A 17,432-nucleotide genomic window follows, 5' to 3' on the forward strand; every position below is an offset into this window, starting at 1 on the left:
TTGTAGTGAAACGCCACGTGCGCGCCCTCCCGGGCGAAACCCAGCCCGAGCGCCCGGCCCAGACCCTGCCCCGCCCCGGTGACCAGCACGACCGTGCCGGCAAGCTGCAGATCCATCGGTGTTCCTCCTAGAGAGCCTGAAAGACGGGGTGGCCGGCGTCGCTCACGCGGACGCCTCGCCCGGCGTCACGACGGTGCGGATGCCCCGGCCGGCTGCGAGCTCGTCGAGCGCGGACTCGACGTCGGTCAGGTGCCCGTGGCCGGTGACCATCCGGCGCAGGTCCAGCTTGCCGGTACGCACCCACTCGAAGAACTCGGGCATGTCCGTGGTGGCGTCGAGCGAGCCGGCGACGCAGCCGCGCAGGGTGCGGGCGAAGTGGAACAGCTCCAGCGCGCTGAACGACACGGTGTCGTCCTTGCCGCCGATGCCGACGACGGTGCACGAGCCGCCGCGGCGGGCCATCGACCACATGTCACGGATCGTGCGCGCCGAGCCGACGCAGTCGAACACGAAGTCCGCGCCGCGCTTCTCGGTCAGCCCGCGGACGGCCTTCTTGGTGTCGTCGTCGGCGACGAGGAAGTGGGTTGCGCCGGCGGCCAGCGCGAGATCGGCCTTGTCCGGGTTGCGGTCCACCGCGATGACGGTGCCCGCCCCGGCCAGCTTGGCGCCCTGCAGCACCGACAGCCCGACCCCGCCGAGCCCGATCACCAGCACCGACGACCCCGCGGTGACACCCGCGGTGCGGGTCACCGCGCCGACGCCGGTGGTCACCGCGCAGCCCAGCAGCGCGGCGTCGGTGGTGTCGATGTCGTCCGGGACTCCGATGACCGCGCCGCGCGGGACGACGGTCTGCTCGGCGAAGGAACCGACGGTCAGCCCGGGGTAGACCGGCTCGCCCTGCTCGGTGACCGCGTAGGGCTCGCCGGCGCGGCTGGAACCGTTGGCGCACAAGTGCGGCTCGCCGTGCTCGCAGTGGAAGCACTCCCCGCACGGGGTGATCCACAGCAGGATCACGCGCTGCCCCTCGGCGATGTCGGTGACGCCCTCGCCGACCTCGACGACGGTGCCGCAGGCCTCGTGCCCGAGCACCGCGGGCAGCGGCTGGGCCAGCACCCCGCGGGCCAGCGACAGGTCGGAGTGGCACACGCCGGTGGCGTCGATGCGGACCCGGACGTCGCCCGCTCCGACTGCGCGCAGCCGGATCGTCTCCACCGCCATCGGCTCGCCGACCGCGCGCAGCAGCGCCGCGCGCACCGCGTGCGGGTAGGCCGCCTCGTCGATCGCCACGCTCGTCGAGTTCTCCGCCTGAACCGTCATCGCTGCACCGCCTTGATCTCGAGGACGTCGGCGATGCCGTACTCGCCGATCTCACGTCCGATGCCGGACTGCTTGAAGCCGCCGAACGGCGCGCCGGGGTTGAACGCCCCGCCGTTGACGTCGACCTGACCGGTCTCGATCCGCGCCGCCACCGCGAGCGCGGCGTCCTGGTCGGCACCCCAGACGGCCCCGCCGAGGCCGTAGATGCTGTTGTTGGCCAGCGCCACCGCGTCGTCGTCGGACTGCGCGGCGAAGATCGACAGCACCGGCCCGAAGACCTCCTCCTGGGCCAGCCGCGAGTCCGGGTCGACCCGGCTGATCACCGTGGGGCTGACGTAGTAGCCGCGCTCGGGGAGCTCGGCGCCGCCGAAGACGGTCGTGGCCCCCGCGCCGGCGGCGGCCGGGTCGAGGAAGGACTCGACCTCCTTGCGCTGCCCGGCGGAGATCAGCGGGCCCAGCCGCGAGCCGGGCACGTACTTGGCCGCGGCCTCGGCCGCGAGGGTCTCCACCTGCTCGAGCCGGTCCGCCGGCACGATCAGCCGGGACAGCGCGGTGCAGGTCTGGCCACCGTTGAGGTAGCAGTTGGCCACAGTGATCTTGACCGCCTTGGCCAGCAGCTCGTCGGTGGCGTCGGCGAGCACCACGCTCGCGGACTTGCCGCCGAGCTCGAGGGTGACCCGCTTGAGGGTCTCGGCCGCCGCGGCGGCGATGGTCCGGCCGACCGGGGTGGAGCCGGTGAACGACACCTGGTCGACGCCGGGGTGCCGGGTGAGCAGGTCGCCCACCACCCGGCCGCTGCCCGGGACCAGGTTGAACACGCCGTTGGGCAGGCCGGCGGCCTCGAACGCGCGGGCCAGCTCGAACGCGGCCAGCGGGGTGAGCCCGGCCGGCTTGAGCACGACGGTGGTGCCGGCGGCCAGCGCCGGGATGACCTTCACGACGACCTGGTGCAGCGGCAGGTTCCACGGGGTGATCGCGGCGACCACACCCACCGGCTGGCGCAGGATCAGCGAGTTGCCGATCTCGCTGGTGAACGGGAACGCCTCCAGCGCGTCGATCGTCTTGTCGAGGACGGCGACCGGGGTGTCCACGTGCAGGGCGCGGGCCACCTTGGGCGGCGATCCCTGCTCGCGGTTGATGAGGTCGGCGAAGTGGTCGGCCCGCTCGACGATGACGTCGCGGATCCGGCGCAGCACGGCGGCGCGCTCGGCGACCGGGGTGGCGGCCCACGCCGGGAAGGCGGCCCGGGCGGCGGCCACCGCGGCGTCGACATCGGACTCCGACGCCTGGGTGATCACACCGGTGACCTCCTCGGTCGCCGGGTTCTCCACCTCCAGGTCGTCCCCGCCGCCGGGCACCCAGCGCCCGTCGATGTACAGCGCCGGCTCACGCAGGATGTCGGCCATCTCCGCGCTCCTCTCTTCTCGTCGGTCGTTGGTCGTCGTGGTGCGGCCGCAGATCAGGCCGGTCGCCGGGTGGCGCCGCCGGCGCGGCGGGCGAACCGCCAGCCGAGCAGCACGGCCAGCAGGGCAGCGATCACCGGCACCGCCCTCGGGAGGCCCGCGCCGTCGCGGGCCGGGATCGGGTCGGGCGCGCTGACGGCGGGCTCGCGCGGTGCGGCGGCCTCCCCGGCGGCCGGAGGGGCGGCGGCACGCAGCGCGGCCTCGAGTCGCTGCGCCGCCTGCCCGACCAGCTTCGCGACCGCGCCCGCGATCACGCCGCGGCCGGTCCGGGCGGTCGCGCCACCCGGGGTGAGGCCGGTCTCGACGCCGATCCGGGTACCGGTGCCCTGTGGCTGCAGGGCCACCCGGACCGTCGCCGACACGCCCCCCTCGACGCGCAGCACCATCCGGTGCGCGTCGTCGTCGCGCTCGACGATCCGCGCCGTCACGTCGTCGCGGCACAGCGGTGAGTGCCACGCCACGGTTGTTTGATCATGGTCGTGAGGACCGTGCTGTGGCACTCGGCGTGCGTCCGGCAGGTACGACACGACCTGCCGCAGGTCCGTGACGGCCGCCCAGGTGCGGTCGACCGGCGCGTCGACCGTGACGGTGCTGATCAGTTCCACGACCCTGCCCTCTCCGCTAACTAGCGCTCATTAGTCACCGTAGCGCAGCACTGTGCCCACCGCTACGGGTGGCGATGGGCCAGTACGTCACACGGACCTGCCTGCCAGCTGCTGCTGCAACCGGAAGCGCAGGATCTTGCCCGAGCCGGTCCGCGGGATGGTGTCGATCTCGATCACTTCCGCGGGCACCTTGAAGTACGACAGCCGCTCCCGGCACACCGCCAGCACCTGCTCGGCGTCCAGCTCGCCGGGCCGGCGCGCGACGACGAACGCCACCGGGACCTCGCCGAGCTGGTCGTGCGGCGCCCCGACCACCGCGGCATCGCCCACCGACTCGCTGGCCAGCAACGCGTCCTCCACCTCGGCCGGGTAGATGTTCTCCCCGCCACGGATGATCAGCTCCTTGGTCCGGCCACTGATCCGCAGGTAACCGTGCTCGTCACGGCGGGCCAGGTCACCGGTGCGGTACCAGCCGTCGACCAGCACCGCGGCCGTCGCCTCCGGCAGGTTGTGATAGCCCGGCGTCACGTTCGGGCCCTGCACCCACAGCTCGCCCTCCTCACCGGGGGGCACGTCACGCCCGGTGTCCGGGTCCACCAGCCGCACGGTAAGGCCCGGCAGCGCAAGCCCGCACGAACCCATCACCCGGGTCCCGGTGGGCCAGTTCATGGTCACCATGGTCGAGGTCTCGGTGATGCCGTAGCCGTCGAGCAGCGGTACCGCGAACGCCTTCTCGAAGCCCTCGTTCAACGCGGCCGGCATGATCGCCCCCGCCGAGACGCACATCCGCAGCCGCTTCGCGCCCAGGCCGTCCGCCCCCGCGCGGTCGAGCAGGTAGTGGAACATCGTCGGCACGCCGGGGAACACGGTGACGTCGCCCTCGGGCCCGCCGCTGCGCAGCCGCGCGAGCACGTCCTGCACCGAGAACCGGGGCAGGATGCGCTCGGTCGCGCCGACCGCGGCGATCCCGAGGACGCACAGCACGAGCGCGTAGGAGTGGAACAACGGCAGCGGGGAGAGCACGACGTCGTCCGGGCCGAGGCCGGCGATCGGCGCCCAGCACGCGGCGACCACCCAGAAGCAGCCGCGCTGGGTCAGGTACACGCCCTTCGGCCGGCCGGTGGTCCCGGACGTGTAGAGCATCCACGCCGTGTCGTCGAGCCCGAGGCAGTCCCGCGGGGCCGGGGACTCGCGGGTCAGCAGCTCGGCGTAGGAGAGTCCGGAGCCGTCCGGGAAGCCGTCCGGCAGCTCGCCTGCCACGACGACCGCCAGCACGCCGTCGCGCTCGGCGACCAGGCCGCGCACCACGTCCAGGTGCGCGGCGTCGGTGATCACGATCCGGGAGCCGCTGTCGTCGAGGATGTGCGCCACCTCGGCCGTCGCGGCCTGCGGGTTCGCGCAGACCGCGATGCCGCCGGCCCGCGGGATGGCCAGGTAGGCCTCGGCGGTCTCCACCCGGTTGTCCATGTAGATCAGGGCCCGGTCGCCCTGCTCGAGCCCCAGGTCCTGCAGATGCCCGGCCAGCCGGGCGGTCGTGCCGACGAGGTCGCCGTAGGTGACCGCGCGATGGTCGTCGACGAACGCGACCTTCTCCGGGCGCCGTCGTGCGTGATCCGCCAGCAGCTCCGGCACCGTCCGGATCAATTCCGTGCGCAGCACCGCGCCTCCTCGTCAATTAGGGTCGATCAGCGTCGAACAGGTCGATCAAGGTCGAAAAGCTGGTTCACCTCCGGTGCCGCCGCGACATCGCACCGGCACCGGAGGCGCGTTCGGGGAGCGGTCAGTGCACCGCAACGGCCCCCTCGGAGCCCAACCCGGTCTGCGAGCGCACCTGCAACTCCTCGAAGGAGCGCTCCGCGCCCTTCTCCGAGGACAGCAGGCTGCCGATCCAGCAGGCCAGGAAGCCAACGGGCAGCGCGACGAGCGTGGGGTACTCGATCTGGTACGGCGCCGACTCCGCACCGCCCGGCCAGACCGAGGGGCTCAGCACGATGAGCACCACCGAGGTGGCCAACCCGGCGGTGATGCCGGCGATCGCTCCCGTGGTGGTGAACCGCTTCCACGTCATGGCGAGCAGCAGCGCCGGGAAGTTGGCCCCGGCCGCGACCGACAGCGCGAGCCCGACCAGGAACGCGACGTTGAACCCGGGCCCGGCCGCCAGCGTGATGACGATGGCCACCGCGCCGATACCCGCCGCCGCGATCCGGGCGACCTTCGTCTCGTTCACGTCGTCCCGTCCGCGCCGCACGACGTTGGCCCACAGGTCGTGGGCGACCGCACCGGACGCGGAGAGCACCAGCCCGGCGACCACGGCCAGGATCGTGGCAAACGCGACCGCGGAGACGAACGCGGTGAACACGTCGCCACCGAACGTCCCGGCGCCGCCGCCGAGGAACTCGGCGAGCAGCGGGGCGGCCAGGTTGCCGCTCTTGCCGACCTGCTCGCCGGCCTCCGCCGGCAGCACGGCCCGGGCACCGAAGCCGATGATCGCGGTCATCACGAAGAACGCGCCGATCAGCGCGGTCGCCCAGCCCGCGGAGCTGCGGGCCTGCTTCGCGTCGGGGACGGTGAAGAACCGGATGAGGATGTGCGGCAGCGCCGCGGTGCCGATCGCGAAGGCCAGCGCCACCGACACGGTGTCGAGGAAGGACCGCCCGGACCCGCCCGGGGCGAGGTAGGCGTCGCCCGCGGGGTGGTTGGCCGCGGCGGTGCTGAACAGGGTGCCGAGGTTGAACCCCGTCTTGATCAGGACACCGAGGGAGAGCGCGAGTCCGGCGACCATCAGCAGGACGGCCTTGATGATCTGCACCCAGGTGGTGGCGAGCATCCCGCCGAACACGACGTAGGCCAGCATCGCAATGCCCGTGACGATCACTGCCGGAACGAAGTTCAGGCCGGTCAGGGCCCGGATGAGCACGCCCGCGCCGACGAGCTGGGCCACCAGGTAGATGACCGCGACCAGCATGGTCGCCGACGCGGTGGCCGCGCGGACCGGGCGCTCGCTGAGCCGGAAGGACAGCACGTCGGCGACGGTGTAGCGACCCGCGTTGCGCATCCGCTCGGCGAACAGCAGCAGGATGAGCACGAAGGCGACGAGCGTGACCGACGGCATGATCCAGCCGTCGAAGCCGGAGAGGTACATCATCCCGGTGAAGCCGAGGAAGGTCGCGGCGGACATCAGGTCACCGGCGATGGCCAGGCCGTTCTGCGGCCCGGAGATCGAGCGGCCGGCCGCGAAGAACTCACTCGCCGAGCGGGTCCGCCGCGACGCCCACACGGTGACGGCCAGCGTGATGCCCACGAGGAGCGCGAAGGCGATGAGCCGGGTGGCGTTCACGCGTGGACCTCGCCGGTCACCGCCGGGGTCGCGGCTGCGAGCGCCGCGGCCTCCAGCCCGGAGAACACCGTGGCCGACAGCCTGAGGTAGCGCCAGGTCAGGAACCAGGCGAGGAGAAACTGGCTCAGGCCGAGCAGGAAGCCGACCGTCATCCCCGCCACCACGACCTGTCCGGCGAGGTCGGGAGCAGCGCCGACGACGAGCAGGAAGACCGCGAACCAGCCCAGCACGGCGGTGGCCGCCGCGCGGACGAAGCTTCCCCGGCGCGTCACGAGCTCCTGGAACGGGACGGACGCGTGCACGGCGCGCCAGTCCGGCGACACCTCCCCGCCGCCTGGCGGCGGGTCCTGCTGACTCATCATCGAGTACCTCCTCTGTGGGAGCACGACGCTAGCTAACGCTCGTTCGTACCACAAGAGTGGTTTCCGTCCGGTTATCCACGCGGCCCCGGCCCGGCCGCAGCTGTGATCTGGAGCGCGATCGTTCGCGGCCCGCGGGCCGCAGCCACCAGGGTGGGCCGATGCAGTCGAGCGAGGTGGCCGCGTGCCACCGGTAGGAACGAGCAACGAACCCCGGCAGGCGGTCAGCGGGAGCGCGGTGCTGGACACCGCCCTGACCCTCTTCGCGCAGCGGGGCTACCACGGGACCGCGCTCAGCCAGATCGCCGAGGTGCTGGGCATCCGCACGCCCAGCCTGTACAACCACATGCGCTCCAAGCAGGAGCTGCTGCAGACGATCATCCGCCAGACCCTCGACGGCGTCATGGACGACTTCGAGGCCGCCGTCGCCGGAGTGGACGACCCGGTGGAGCGGCTCCGGCGCGCCACCCGGGTCTACGCGCTGCGCCACGCCACCCATCGCCGGGAGGCACTGGTCGTCAACCGGGACACGGCCAGCCTCGAGGAGCCGGTGCTGTCCGCCCTGCGCGCCCGGCGCCGCGAGCACGAGCGCGCCTTCCGCGCCCTGATCTCGGACGGCGTCGAGTCCGGCGCCTTCACCGTCGACTCCCCCGCACTCGCCTCCTTCGCGATCCTCGAGATGTGCGTCAGCATCGCGCGCTGGTTCCGCGACGGCGGCCCGCTGCCGGCCGAGGGCGTGGCCGAGCAGTACACCGGGTTCGCCCTGCAGATCGTGGGCGTGCAGGTCTGACGCCGTTCGCGCGGCGCCACGTTCTTCCCCTGGCGATCCCCTTCTGGGACCCTTTCGGTGAACGGCTCATCTCGCCGGTGGCCGTCGCGGGAGAACTCCCAGCTCGCCCGAGCCGATCATTGCCGACGAAGCAGACAGGCCGCCCCGAAGCGGAGCCGCTCTTCGATCAAGCTCCACGAGCGTGACGAGGGAGGCCCTCCCGTGAGCGACTACTACTCCGAGGAGACGCACGGACCCCACGAGTTCTTCGAACTCGGCGATGTCGAACTGGAGAGCGGGATCACGCTCCCGAACGCGCGAATCGCCTACAAGACGCACGGCTCGCTGAACGAGGGCCGGGACAACGCCATCCTGTTCCCGCACATGTGGTCGGGCACGCCGAAGGCGATGGAGATCTTCATCGGCCAGGGCCGGCCGCTCGATCCGAGCAGATACTTCATCATCCTGCCGGGACAGTTCGCGAACGGCTTCTCGTCCTCGCCCAGCAATACCCCGCCCCCGTTCGACGGCGGCGCCTTCCCGAACGTCACCATCGGCGACGACGTGCGCGCCCAGCATCGACTGGTATCGGAGCGTTACCGGATCGAACGACTCGAACTGGTGCTCGGCTGGTCGATGGGTGCCGAACAGACGTATGAATGGGCCGTGCGCTTCCCCGACATGGTCAAGCGGGCACTTCCGTTCGCCGGCACCGCCAAGACCACGCCGCACGACTACCTTTTCGTCCGGGCACACGAAGACGCGCTGAAGTCCGATCCGGCGTGGAACGACGGTTTCTACCGGGACTCCAGCGACGTGCACGTCGGGCTGCGCCGGCATGCCCAGATCTGGTCGGTCATGGGCCTGTGCCCGGAGTTCTACAGCGCGGAGGCGTGGCGCGGGGTCGGGTTCACTTCGGTGGAGGATTTCGTGAAGCGGTTCTGGGAGGCCTACTTCCTCCCGATGGATCCGAACAACCTGATCTGGATGGGCTGGAAGTGGCGCCACGGTGATGTCAGCCGGCACACCGGCGGCGACCTGGCGGCAGCCCTCGGCCGCATCACGGCCAGGACCTACGTCGTGCCCTTCGCACACGACATGTTCTTCCCGCCGGGCGACTGCGAGGCCGAGCAGAGATTGATCCCGAACAGCACGTTCCGCATCGTCGACAGCCTGTGGGCCCACTTCGCGATGTTCTGCATGACCGCGTCGGACCGGGAACAGATCGACGCCTGCATCGGCGACCTGCTGAAGGAGGAGGTCACCTGACCGCCGCGGGCGCGCCCTCGCCGGGCGGGTCTACAGGCTGAAGGCCTTCGCCTCGTCGATCCAGGTCTGGCACTCCTTCTCCGACAGGCCGACCACCTGGCCGTGCCTGGCCTCGATCATCTCCTTGAGATGGGCCGCGTTGCGGTGCCGCAACTCCTTGATCGAGTCCACGCCGATGCTCTTCAGCACGTCCGCGTACCGGGGGCCGATGCCCTTGAGGTTCGCCAGATCGTTCGGTACGTGGCCGTGGTGTCCACCTGACGACGTCGGCCCGGTTGATTCGGCCATGACGCCTCTCCCGTCCGTTGTGTCCCCGTCGGAACGTCCCAGCATGGCCGAGCCCCGGAGGGGTCGGGAAGGTCGAAGGTCCCGCGATGTCAGGCGCCGGCCGGGCTGATCACGGCCTGATCGCACCGGCGCGTGCGGGGCCGGCACCCTTGACCGTCCGTGACCGACCTCCTACTGTGCAGACGCGTTATCTGCTGAGCAGAAAAGGGGCGGTCGATGGGGATTCGCTGCGGACCACCGGCGGACGCCGGTCCCGGGCCTGGCAGGCGGGCCGGCAGGGCTCGCTCGGCACCGGTTCTGGCCGCCGTCGTCGCGGCGTTGGCCCTGGGCGCATCCGGCTGCTCGGCGGCCGCGGCAGACGAGTCGGTCTATCGCCTGGGCGTCATCACGAGCCAGACGGGAGCGGCGAGCCAACTGGGCCTGGGCGAGCTGCAGGGCGCGCAACTTGCGGCCGACACGATCAACGCCCGCGGCGGGATCAACGGTCGCCGGATCCAGCTCGTCGTGGCCGACGACCAGAGCACACCGGTGCAGGCCGTCCTGCAGGCCCGCCGCATGATCGGGAACGTCGACGCCGTCGTGGGACCGTCGGTCTCCTCGACGTGCAACGCGGTCACCCCGCTGGCCGAGAGCAGCCGCACGGTCGTCTACTGCCTGTCCCCCGGCATCAAGCCGAAGCCGAACGGCCACGTGTGGTCGGCCAGCGTCGCGACATCGGACCTCATCCGCCGGGCCCTGGAGCACTGGCGGGCCGAGGGGATCACCCGGGTCGCGATCCTGAACAGTACCGACGCGAGCGGCCAGGAGGGTGCGGCGTCGCTGCAGAAGGCGGCCGCCGCGATGCCCGGGACGCAGGTCGTCGGCGCCGCGACGTTCGAACCCGGTGCGGTCTCGGTGACGTCCCAGCTCCAGGCGCTGCTCGCCGCGCGGCCCCAGGCATTGATCGTGTGGAGCACCGGCGCCGCGGCGGCCGTCGCCCTGAAGGGCATTTCGCAGCTGAGCGTCCAGTTGCCGGTGGCCACCACCGACGGCAACCTCACCTACGCGTTCCTGCGCCGCGTCGCCGACTACACGCCGCAGACGCTGCTGATCCCCGCCACCCAGGACTTCTGGTGGCAGCAGTCGGACCGGCCCGCGCCCGCGCGCGAACTGGAGGAGGCCTACCACCGCGACTTCGAGGCCCGATTCGGCAGCCGGCCCGACTTCGGTCCCGGCGTGGCCTACGACGCGGTACTCGTGCTGGCCGACGCGCTGGCGCACGGCTCCGGCGAGCCGACCACGCTCAAGGAGACCCTGGAGCGGCGCACCGGGGTCGTCGGCGTGGTCGGGACCTACAACTTCAGCCCCGGCGACCACCGCGGGCTGAGCCTCGACGACGTCGCGATGGTCCGGGTGCACGGCGGCGGCTTCGTCCCCGAGAAGAGGAGGTGAGCGCGGTGCAGGCAACTCTGCAGGTGTTGCTCGGCGGGCTGGTCGACGGCTGCGTCTACGCGCTCATCGCCGTCGGCATGTCCCTGGTCTACTCGATCACCCGGGTGATCAACCTGGCGCAGGGCGGGTTCGTCGTGCTGGCCGCGCTGCTCGCCGCGTCCCTGCAGCAGGCGGGGATGAACCCACTGGTCACCCTCGCCGTGGTCGTCGCGATCTTCGCGGCCGGGTTGGCGGTGGTGGACCGGCTGGTGATCCTGCCGGCGTCCCGGCGGGCGACCCCGGAGCGGATGCTGCTGGTCACCGTCGGCGTGCTGCAGGCGGTCGGCGGCGTGCTGCTGCTGGTGTGGGGGAACCTGCCCTACACCGGCCAGCCGTTCACGCCCGGCGCGCCGCTGGACGTCCTCGGCGTGGCCGTGCAGCGCCAGCAGCTGTGGATCCTCGGTGCGCTGGCCGTCGCCGTCGTCGGCCTGACGCTGCTGCTGAACCGGACCGAGCTCGGCCTGACGATGCGGGCCACCGCGTCGAAACCCGATGCGGCCCAACTGGTGGGTGTGGACGTCGACCGGATCCGGCTGATCGCGTTCAGCCTCTCCGGGGCGATGGCCGCCCTCGCCGGCGCCGCCGTCATCCCGATCACGTTCCTGCAGTTCGACACCGCCACCTCCTATGCGGTCTCCGGGTTCGTCGCGGCGGTGGTCGGTGGGCTCGGCAGCGTCACCGGAGCCGTGCTCGGCGGACTGCTGCTCGGCGTCGCCGAGGGCGTCTTCGCCCGCTTCACCGGCGCGTCGCTCGCCGAGGTCGCCGCCATCGGACTGCTCATCGCCCTGCTGCTCGTCCGGCCCGCCGGGCTGCTGGGCCGCACCGCGGAGGTCCGCCGATGAGCACCGCAGACACCACCCGCGCCCGCCCCGGCGCCGTCCGCCCGGACGAGGTCGCGCCGACCGCGTCGGGCACACCCGGCCGCGGCCGGCGGCGCATCGGTCTCACCGTCGCGGCGGCGGCACTGTTGATCGCGCTGCCCTGGCTCACCCCGGGGTGGACCGAGCTGCTGGTGATCGTCCAGATCTTCCTGCTCGTGGTCCTCGGTCTCGACGTGCTCACCGGCCAGGCCGGCCAGGTCAGCCTGGGCCAGACGCTGTTCATGGCCATCGGCGGCTACGGCGCGGGCCTGCTCACGGTGCGCGCGGGCTGGCCGACCTGGCTCGCGGCCATCGCCCCCGCGGTGCTCGCCGCCCTCGTCGCCGCCGTACTGGGGCGGGCGTTCCTGCGGCTGCGTGGCTACTACCTCGCCCTGGCCACCCTGGGGCTCGCCGTCGTCACCCAGGCCACCACCACCGGGTGGGGCGCGGTCACCGGCGGTCCGTCCGGCCTCGTCGGGGTACCCAGCCTGAACTTCGGCAGCTGGGTGGTCTTCTCCGACGAGGCCAACTACATGGTGCTGCTGGTGCTGTGCACGCTCGGTGCGGTGTTCACCACGAACCTGCGCAACAGCCAGACCGGCCGGGCGCTGGCCGCGGTGGCCCACGACCCGCAGGCCGCCGCGATGCTCGGCATCGACGCGGCCCGCTACCGGACCGGCGCGTTCGTGGTCTCCGCCGTCTTCGCCTCGCTCGCCGGCAGCCTGTACGCCTACTACCTGCGGTTCATCTCCCCCGACGTGATCAACGTGACCGTCGCGCTGTCCATCGTGGTCATGCTGTCCCTCGGTGGCGTCCGGTCGGTGGTCGGGCCGCTGCTGGGCGTGCTGCTGCTGCAGGGGCTGCCGCTCGTCGGGCAGTCCTTCGCGCTCTGGCAGCCCCTCGTCGCCGGCATCGTCCTGATCCTGGTGCTGACCTACCTGCCCGAGGGGCTGTGGGGCGGGCTGCGGGCACTCACCCGGCGCGCGCTCGACCGGGGGAGGAACCGATGACGGCCGCCACGCACGTCCAGCCGACCCCACCGGCCACCGGCCCGGAACCGATCCTGCAGGTCACCGGCCTGACGCGGCGCTTCGGCGGGCTGACCGCCGTCGACCACGTCGATCTGACCGTGCGCCCGGACACCGTCCGCGCCGTGATCGGCCCGAACGGGGCCGGCAAGACCACCCTGCTGGACCTGATCACCGGCTTCACCCGGCCCGACGAGGGCAGCGTGACCTTCCTCGGGCAGGACGTCCTGGCGCTCGCGCCGCACCGGCTGCCCGGGATCGGCCTGATGCGCACCTTCCAGTCCGCGCGGCTCGTCCCCCGGCTGTCCGCCCGGGAGAACGTCATGCTCGGGGCCCATCACCTGACCCGCTCCGGGTTCCTCGCCGACGGCCTGCGGCTGCCCCGGTCCCGGCGCGAGCAGCGGGCCCTCGCCGAACGCGCCGACGCCGTCCTCGACTTCCTGGAGCTGCGGCGGTTCGCCGCCACCCCGGGATCGGATCTCCCGACCGGGGTGCAGCGCCTGCTCGAGGTCGGACGGGCGCTCGCCGGCGCCCCGAAGCTGCTGCTGCTCGACGAGCCGGCCGCCGGTCTCGACGGTACCGAGACCCGGGAACTGGCCGCCGTGCTGCGCGCGGTCTCCCGGGCGGGCACCGCGATCGTGCTGATCGAACACGACGTCGAGATGGTGATGTCGATCAGCGACGACGTCCTGGTACTGGATGCCGGCGCGGTCGTCGCCGACGGGCCACCCGCGGCGGTGCGCGCCGACCCAGCCGTGCTGGCGGCCTACCTCGGCCAGCCCGACGAGCGCGGCCAGGAGGACTCATGACACTGAGCATCGCCAACCTCGACGTCCGCTACGGCGCGGTCCGCGCGCTGCGCGGGGTGTCCCTGCGGGCCGAGACCGGTCGCGCCACCGCCCTGATCGGGGCGAACGGCGCGGGCAAGACCAGCCTGCTGCGCACCGTCGCCGGTCTGCACCGTCCCGCCGGTGGCCGGGTCGAGCTGGACGGCGCGGACATCACCGGCGCCCCGGCGCATCGGCTGGCCCGGCGCGGGGTGTGCCTGGTGCCCGAGGGCCGCCAGCTGTTCACCGAGCTCACGGTCGCGGAGAACCTGCGGATGGGCCTGCACGGCACCGGCGTCCGCGGTGCCGAGGCGAACGCCCGCATCGAGGAGGCGTGCGGCCTGTTCCCGGCCCTGCACGACGCCCTCGGACGCCGATCGGGACTGCTCTCGGGCGGCCAGCAGCAGATGGTCGCGATCGCCCGGGCGCTCGTCCGGCGGCCCAGCGTGCTGCTGCTCGACGAGCCCTCCCTCGGGCTCGCGCCCCGGCTGGTCACCGAGATCCTGACGACGGTGCGCCGGCTGGCCGACGACGGGGTGACCGTCCTGCTCGCGGAGCAGAACGCCGCCGCGACACTGCGGGTCGCGCACCGCGGCGTCGTCGTCCAGAACGGTGAGATCGTCCGCGACGACGAGGCCGCCGCGCTGCTGGCCGACGACGAGGTGAGCCGGCACTACCTCGGCTCGTCGGCGCCGCCGGCGTCGGACGACGCCGGGTACGCGGGCACCCCGGCCGAACTCCCGGCCGTCCTGCGCGGCCCGCTGCTGCCCTCCTGACCCCCGGCCGACCGCACAGAATGCTGAGGACACCGTGACCGACGTGGACGCACTCCGCCACGACATCGCCGCCGCCTGCCGGGTCCTGGCCGCCCGCGGGCTCGCCGACGGCATCCTGGGCCACATCAGCGTCCGCATCGACGCCGACCACCTGCTGATCCGGTGCCGGGGGCCGCGCGAGCGGGGGCTGGCGTTCACCGAGTACGCCGACATCCGGTTGGTGAACCTCGACGGCGAGGGCGACCTCACCGGTGGGTACCGCCCGCCCAACGAGCTGCCGCTGCACACCGAGGTGCTGCGCGCGCGGCCCGAGGTCGGCACCGTGGTGCACGCCCACCCGCCGGCGGTGGTCGCGGCCGATCTCGCCGGGATCCGGATCCGCCCCGTCGTCGGGGCGTTCGACATCCCCGGCGCGCGGCTCGCCGAGGGTGGGGTCCCGGTCTATCCGCGCGGCGTGCTGGTGCGCGACCGGCGGCTGGCGAAGGAGATGACCGCCGCGATGGCCGACCGGCCCGTGGTGGTGCTGCGCGGACACGGCCTCACGGCGGCCGGCGACTCACCGGCCCAGGCCGTGCTGCGCGCGATCAGCGTGGACACCATCGCCCGGATGTCGCTGGCCGTGGTCGGCGCGGGCGGCACCCTGGTGGATCTGCCCGCCGAGGACATGGCCGAGCTGCCGGACCTGGGCAGCGGGTTCAACGAGGCCACGGCGTGGCGCCACGAGCTCGCCCGGCTCGGCGGGACCGCACCGGTGTGAGCGCCGCGGCTAGGCTTCTGCTGTGAAGAAATCCTCTGCGGCCTTACACGGCGCCGCGGGAGCGCGGGTCCCGCAGTACCCCATCGAGTCGGTCGACAATGCGCTCAAGGTGCTGCTCCTGCTCGGCGAACGCAGCGAGCTGCGCCTGACCGAGGTGAGCGAGTACCTGGGGGTCGCCTCGTCGACCGCGCACCGGCTGCTCGCCATGCTGCAGTACCGCGGGTTCGTGCGGCAGAACGAACGCACGAAGGCCTACGGTCCCGGCACGGCGCTGACCGGGGTGGCGTTCTCGATCATGCAGCGGTTCGATTTCCGGAGCGTGCTGCGGCCCTATCTGGAGAGGCTCAACACCGAGCTGGCCGAGACGGTGCACCTCGGACTGCTCGACGGCGCCATGGTGCGGTTCATCGACGCGGTGGAGAGTCCCCGTGCCGTCCGGGTGGCCTCGCGCCTCGGGCTGTCCATACCCGCCCACGCCACCTCGACCGGCAAGGCGATGCTCGCCCAGCTCACCCCGGACGAGCTGCACACCCTGTATCCGGAGGAGGAGCTCGAGGGGCTCACCGAGCGCAGCATCCGCAGCCGCTCCCAGCTGGAGGAGCAGCTCGCCACGGTGCGCCGCCGCGGCTACGCGACGAGCACCGAGGAGAGCGAGAGCGGGGTCTCCTCGGTCGCCGTCGCCTTCCCGTACCGCGGGACGCCGGCGCGGATCGCGTTCAACGCCGCGGTGCCGGCGAGCCGGATGTCGGCGGCCGACCAGCGTGCGATCGGGGCGGCACTGCGCGCCGTCGTGGACGAGGCCGCGCCGCTGCTGCACGGCTGACCGGTGATGGGTGCCGCTCAGGGTGGCGGGGCCGGGCGCCGCCGCCGGGGCTGCTCGTGCAGCCTCGACCGCAGCTCGGCGAGCCCGGCACCGGCGGCGAGGGCCTTGCGGCCGGCGACCAGCGCCCGCGGCCAGTTGACGGTGACCAGCCCGGACAGCGCCGAGTCCCCGGCGTCGGTGTAGAGCACGGCGAACCGGGGATCCGTCGTCGGGTCGCCGATGATCTCGTGGTGCGCGGTTCCGGTCCGCCCGGCGATCTGGATCTTCCAGTCGTACTGGTCGCTCCACACGTACTCCACCGGCGCGTACGCGCGCAGGTCGTCGGGGTGCACGATGTTGTGCGCCACCAGCGCGGCCTGCTCGACAGCGTTGGTCCAGTGCTCCACCCGCACCCGCGCGCCGTGCCGCGGGTGCCACCAGCGGGCGACGTCACCGACCGCGTGCACGCGCGGTTCGTCGAGCGCGCGGCAGTGCTCGTCGCACACCAGCCCGTCCTCGACCAGCAGCCCGGAGGATGCGAGCCAGCCGTCGTTCGGGGTGGCGCCGATGCCGACGACGACCGTCGACGCCTCGATCACCCGGCCATCGGTCAGCGTGACCCGCAGCGCCCCGCGCTCGCCGGCGATGTCGGCGACCCCGGCCCCGAAGTATGTGGCGACGCCGTGCCGCTCGTGCAGCCCCGTGATGATCCGCCCGACCTCGATCCCCAGCAGCCGCGACATCGGGACCTCGACGGGATCCACCATGGACACCTGCAGACCGAGCGTACGGGCGGTCGCCGCCACCTCGGCACCGACGAAGCCACCGCCCACCACCACGAGGTGCCCGCCGGCGAGCAGGTCCTCGCGCACCGCGCAGGCGTCGTCCAGGGTGCGCAGGACGTGCACGCCGGGCCCGGTGCCCCAGGGTGCGGGACGGGCGCTCGCCCCCGTGGCCACCACGAGGTCGTCGAACCCGAGACGCTCACCGCCGTCGAGCTCGAGTTCGCTCGCGGCCACATCGAGCCGCTCCGCGCGGCGACCGAGCAGCAGCCGGAGGCCCGCCTCCCGGGCCGCGTCGTCGGTGAGCAGCGCGATGCCGGCCTCGGCGCCGGCGAGCACGGCCTTCGACAGCGGCGGCTTGTCGTAGGGCAGGCGCTGCTCCTCGCCGATCAGCACCACCTCACCGGCGTAGCCCGCGGCGCGCAGCGCCTGCGCGGTCCGGACGCCGCCGATGGAGGACCCGACGACGAGCGTGGTCGGGCCGCTCACGCGTCCTCGACCACCAGCGCCGAGACCGGGCAGCTGCGCGCGGCCTCCTCCACCCGGGGCCGGTCGGCCTCGTCGATCTCGGTGCGCAGCAGGACGACGACACCGTCGTCGTCGATGTCGAACACGTCGTCGGCCCCGACGACGCAGTTGGCGTAGCCCTGGCACGCTTCGAGGTCGGCCTTGACGACGGGCATGACGACCACCTTTCGTGAGTGGCCCGTGCGCGGTAGGTGG

18 protein-coding genes are annotated in these 17,432 nt (G+C 72.7%); 9 read left to right on the top strand and 9 right to left on the bottom strand.

Annotated features, from left to right (window positions below; translation table 11 throughout):
- Positions 1-162: 162 nt before the first annotated feature.
- From HF526_RS21460 to HF526_RS21485, 6 genes are all read right to left on the bottom strand, one after another.
- Positions 163-1,317 (bottom strand): Zn-dependent alcohol dehydrogenase, encoded by a 1,155-nt coding sequence (locus HF526_RS21460; protein ID WP_169383347.1) that lies wholly within the window; start codon positions 1,315-1,317, stop codon positions 163-165.
- Positions 1,314-2,723: an aldehyde dehydrogenase family protein gene (locus HF526_RS21465; RefSeq protein ID WP_169383348.1), complete on the bottom strand. Its 1,410-nt coding sequence runs from the start codon at positions 2,721-2,723 to the stop codon at positions 1,314-1,316. Before HF526_RS21465 ends, HF526_RS21460 begins: the two co-directional genes overlap by 4 nt.
- Before the next feature lie 53 nt (positions 2,724-2,776).
- Positions 2,777-3,385: an SRPBCC family protein gene (locus HF526_RS21470; RefSeq protein WP_169383349.1), complete on the bottom strand. Its 609-nt coding sequence runs from the start codon at positions 3,383-3,385 to the stop codon at positions 2,777-2,779.
- An 87-nt stretch (positions 3,386-3,472) separates the two neighbouring features.
- Positions 3,473-5,044 (bottom strand): AMP-binding protein, encoded by a 1,572-nt coding sequence (locus tag HF526_RS21475; protein ID WP_169383350.1) that lies wholly within the window; start codon positions 5,042-5,044, stop codon positions 3,473-3,475.
- 121 nt (positions 5,045-5,165) lie between these two features.
- Complete coding sequence (locus HF526_RS21480) at positions 5,166-6,722, bottom strand: sodium:solute symporter family transporter (RefSeq protein ID WP_169383351.1); 1,557 nt, start codon at positions 6,720-6,722, stop codon at positions 5,166-5,168.
- Positions 6,719-7,084: a DUF485 domain-containing protein gene (locus HF526_RS21485; RefSeq protein WP_169383352.1), complete on the bottom strand. Its 366-nt coding sequence runs from the start codon at positions 7,082-7,084 to the stop codon at positions 6,719-6,721. Before HF526_RS21485 ends, HF526_RS21480 begins: the two co-directional genes overlap by 4 nt.
- Before the next feature lie 181 nt (positions 7,085-7,265).
- On the opposite strand from HF526_RS21485, the gene HF526_RS21490 reads away from it, so the two are divergent.
- Entirely contained in the window at positions 7,266-7,871 is a 606-nt protein-coding gene (locus HF526_RS21490) for a TetR-type transcription factor C-terminal domain-containing protein (RefSeq protein WP_169383353.1), read from the top strand.
- 201 nt (positions 7,872-8,072) lie between these two features.
- Positions 8,073-9,119, top strand: coding sequence for an alpha/beta fold hydrolase (locus HF526_RS21495; protein WP_169383354.1), 1,047 nt, complete (start codon positions 8,073-8,075; stop codon positions 9,117-9,119).
- A 30-nt stretch (positions 9,120-9,149) separates the two neighbouring features.
- Here the strand turns inward: HF526_RS21495 and HF526_RS21500 are convergent, their stop codons facing one another.
- On the bottom strand, positions 9,150-9,407 hold the full coding sequence (locus HF526_RS21500; RefSeq protein WP_169383355.1) for a DUF4332 domain-containing protein: 258 nt from the start codon (positions 9,405-9,407) through the stop codon (positions 9,150-9,152).
- A 318-nt stretch (positions 9,408-9,725) separates the two neighbouring features.
- On the opposite strand from HF526_RS21500, the gene HF526_RS21505 reads away from it, so the two are divergent.
- The 7 genes from HF526_RS21505 to HF526_RS37025 are packed head-to-tail and all read left to right on the top strand — an operon-like array spanning position 9,726 to position 15,948.
- The gene (locus HF526_RS21505; protein WP_169383356.1) at positions 9,726-10,838 is read left to right on the top strand and encodes an ABC transporter substrate-binding protein; all 1,113 of its coding nucleotides are present in this window, start codon (positions 9,726-9,728) and stop codon (positions 10,836-10,838) included.
- Positions 10,835-11,719 carry an ABC transporter permease subunit gene (locus tag HF526_RS21510; RefSeq protein WP_169383357.1) on the top strand — a complete coding sequence of 295 codons (885 nt, stop codon included), beginning with the start codon at positions 10,835-10,837 and terminating at the stop codon, positions 11,717-11,719. Before HF526_RS21505 ends, HF526_RS21510 begins: the two co-directional genes overlap by 4 nt.
- The gene (locus HF526_RS21515) at positions 11,716-12,747 is read left to right on the top strand and encodes a branched-chain amino acid ABC transporter permease (protein ID WP_169383358.1); all 1,032 of its coding nucleotides are present in this window, start codon (positions 11,716-11,718) and stop codon (positions 12,745-12,747) included. The genes HF526_RS21510 and HF526_RS21515 overlap by 4 nt, the downstream gene beginning before the upstream one ends.
- Positions 12,744-13,574, top strand: coding sequence for an ABC transporter ATP-binding protein (locus tag HF526_RS21520; RefSeq protein ID WP_169383359.1), 831 nt, complete (start codon positions 12,744-12,746; stop codon positions 13,572-13,574). The genes HF526_RS21515 and HF526_RS21520 overlap by 4 nt, the downstream gene beginning before the upstream one ends.
- Positions 13,571-14,368, top strand: coding sequence for an ABC transporter ATP-binding protein (locus HF526_RS21525; protein ID WP_169383360.1), 798 nt, complete (start codon positions 13,571-13,573; stop codon positions 14,366-14,368). Before HF526_RS21520 ends, HF526_RS21525 begins: the two co-directional genes overlap by 4 nt.
- Before the next feature lie 43 nt (positions 14,369-14,411).
- Entirely contained in the window at positions 14,412-15,125 is a 714-nt protein-coding gene (gene phtC, locus HF526_RS21530; protein ID WP_338051647.1) for a 3,4-dihydroxyphthalate decarboxylase, read from the top strand.
- 22 nt (positions 15,126-15,147) lie between these two features.
- Complete coding sequence (locus tag HF526_RS37025) at positions 15,148-15,948, top strand: IclR family transcriptional regulator domain-containing protein (protein WP_169383362.1); 801 nt, start codon at positions 15,148-15,150, stop codon at positions 15,946-15,948.
- Between the two features lie 17 nt (positions 15,949-15,965).
- Here the strand turns inward: HF526_RS37025 and HF526_RS21540 are convergent, their stop codons facing one another.
- Positions 15,966-17,198: an FAD-dependent oxidoreductase gene (locus HF526_RS21540; protein ID WP_169383363.1), complete on the bottom strand. Its 1,233-nt coding sequence runs from the start codon at positions 17,196-17,198 to the stop codon at positions 15,966-15,968.
- Positions 17,195-17,392, bottom strand: a complete 198-nt coding sequence (locus HF526_RS21545) for a ferredoxin (protein WP_169383364.1) — start codon at positions 17,390-17,392, stop codon at positions 17,195-17,197. The genes HF526_RS21540 and HF526_RS21545 overlap by 4 nt, the downstream gene beginning before the upstream one ends.
- Between the last annotated feature and the right edge of the window lie 40 nt (positions 17,393-17,432).

The sequence above is a fragment of the Pseudonocardia acidicola genome, from assembly GCF_012911935.1.
Lineage (GTDB): Bacteria > Actinomycetota > Actinomycetes > Mycobacteriales > Pseudonocardiaceae > Pseudonocardia > Pseudonocardia acidicola.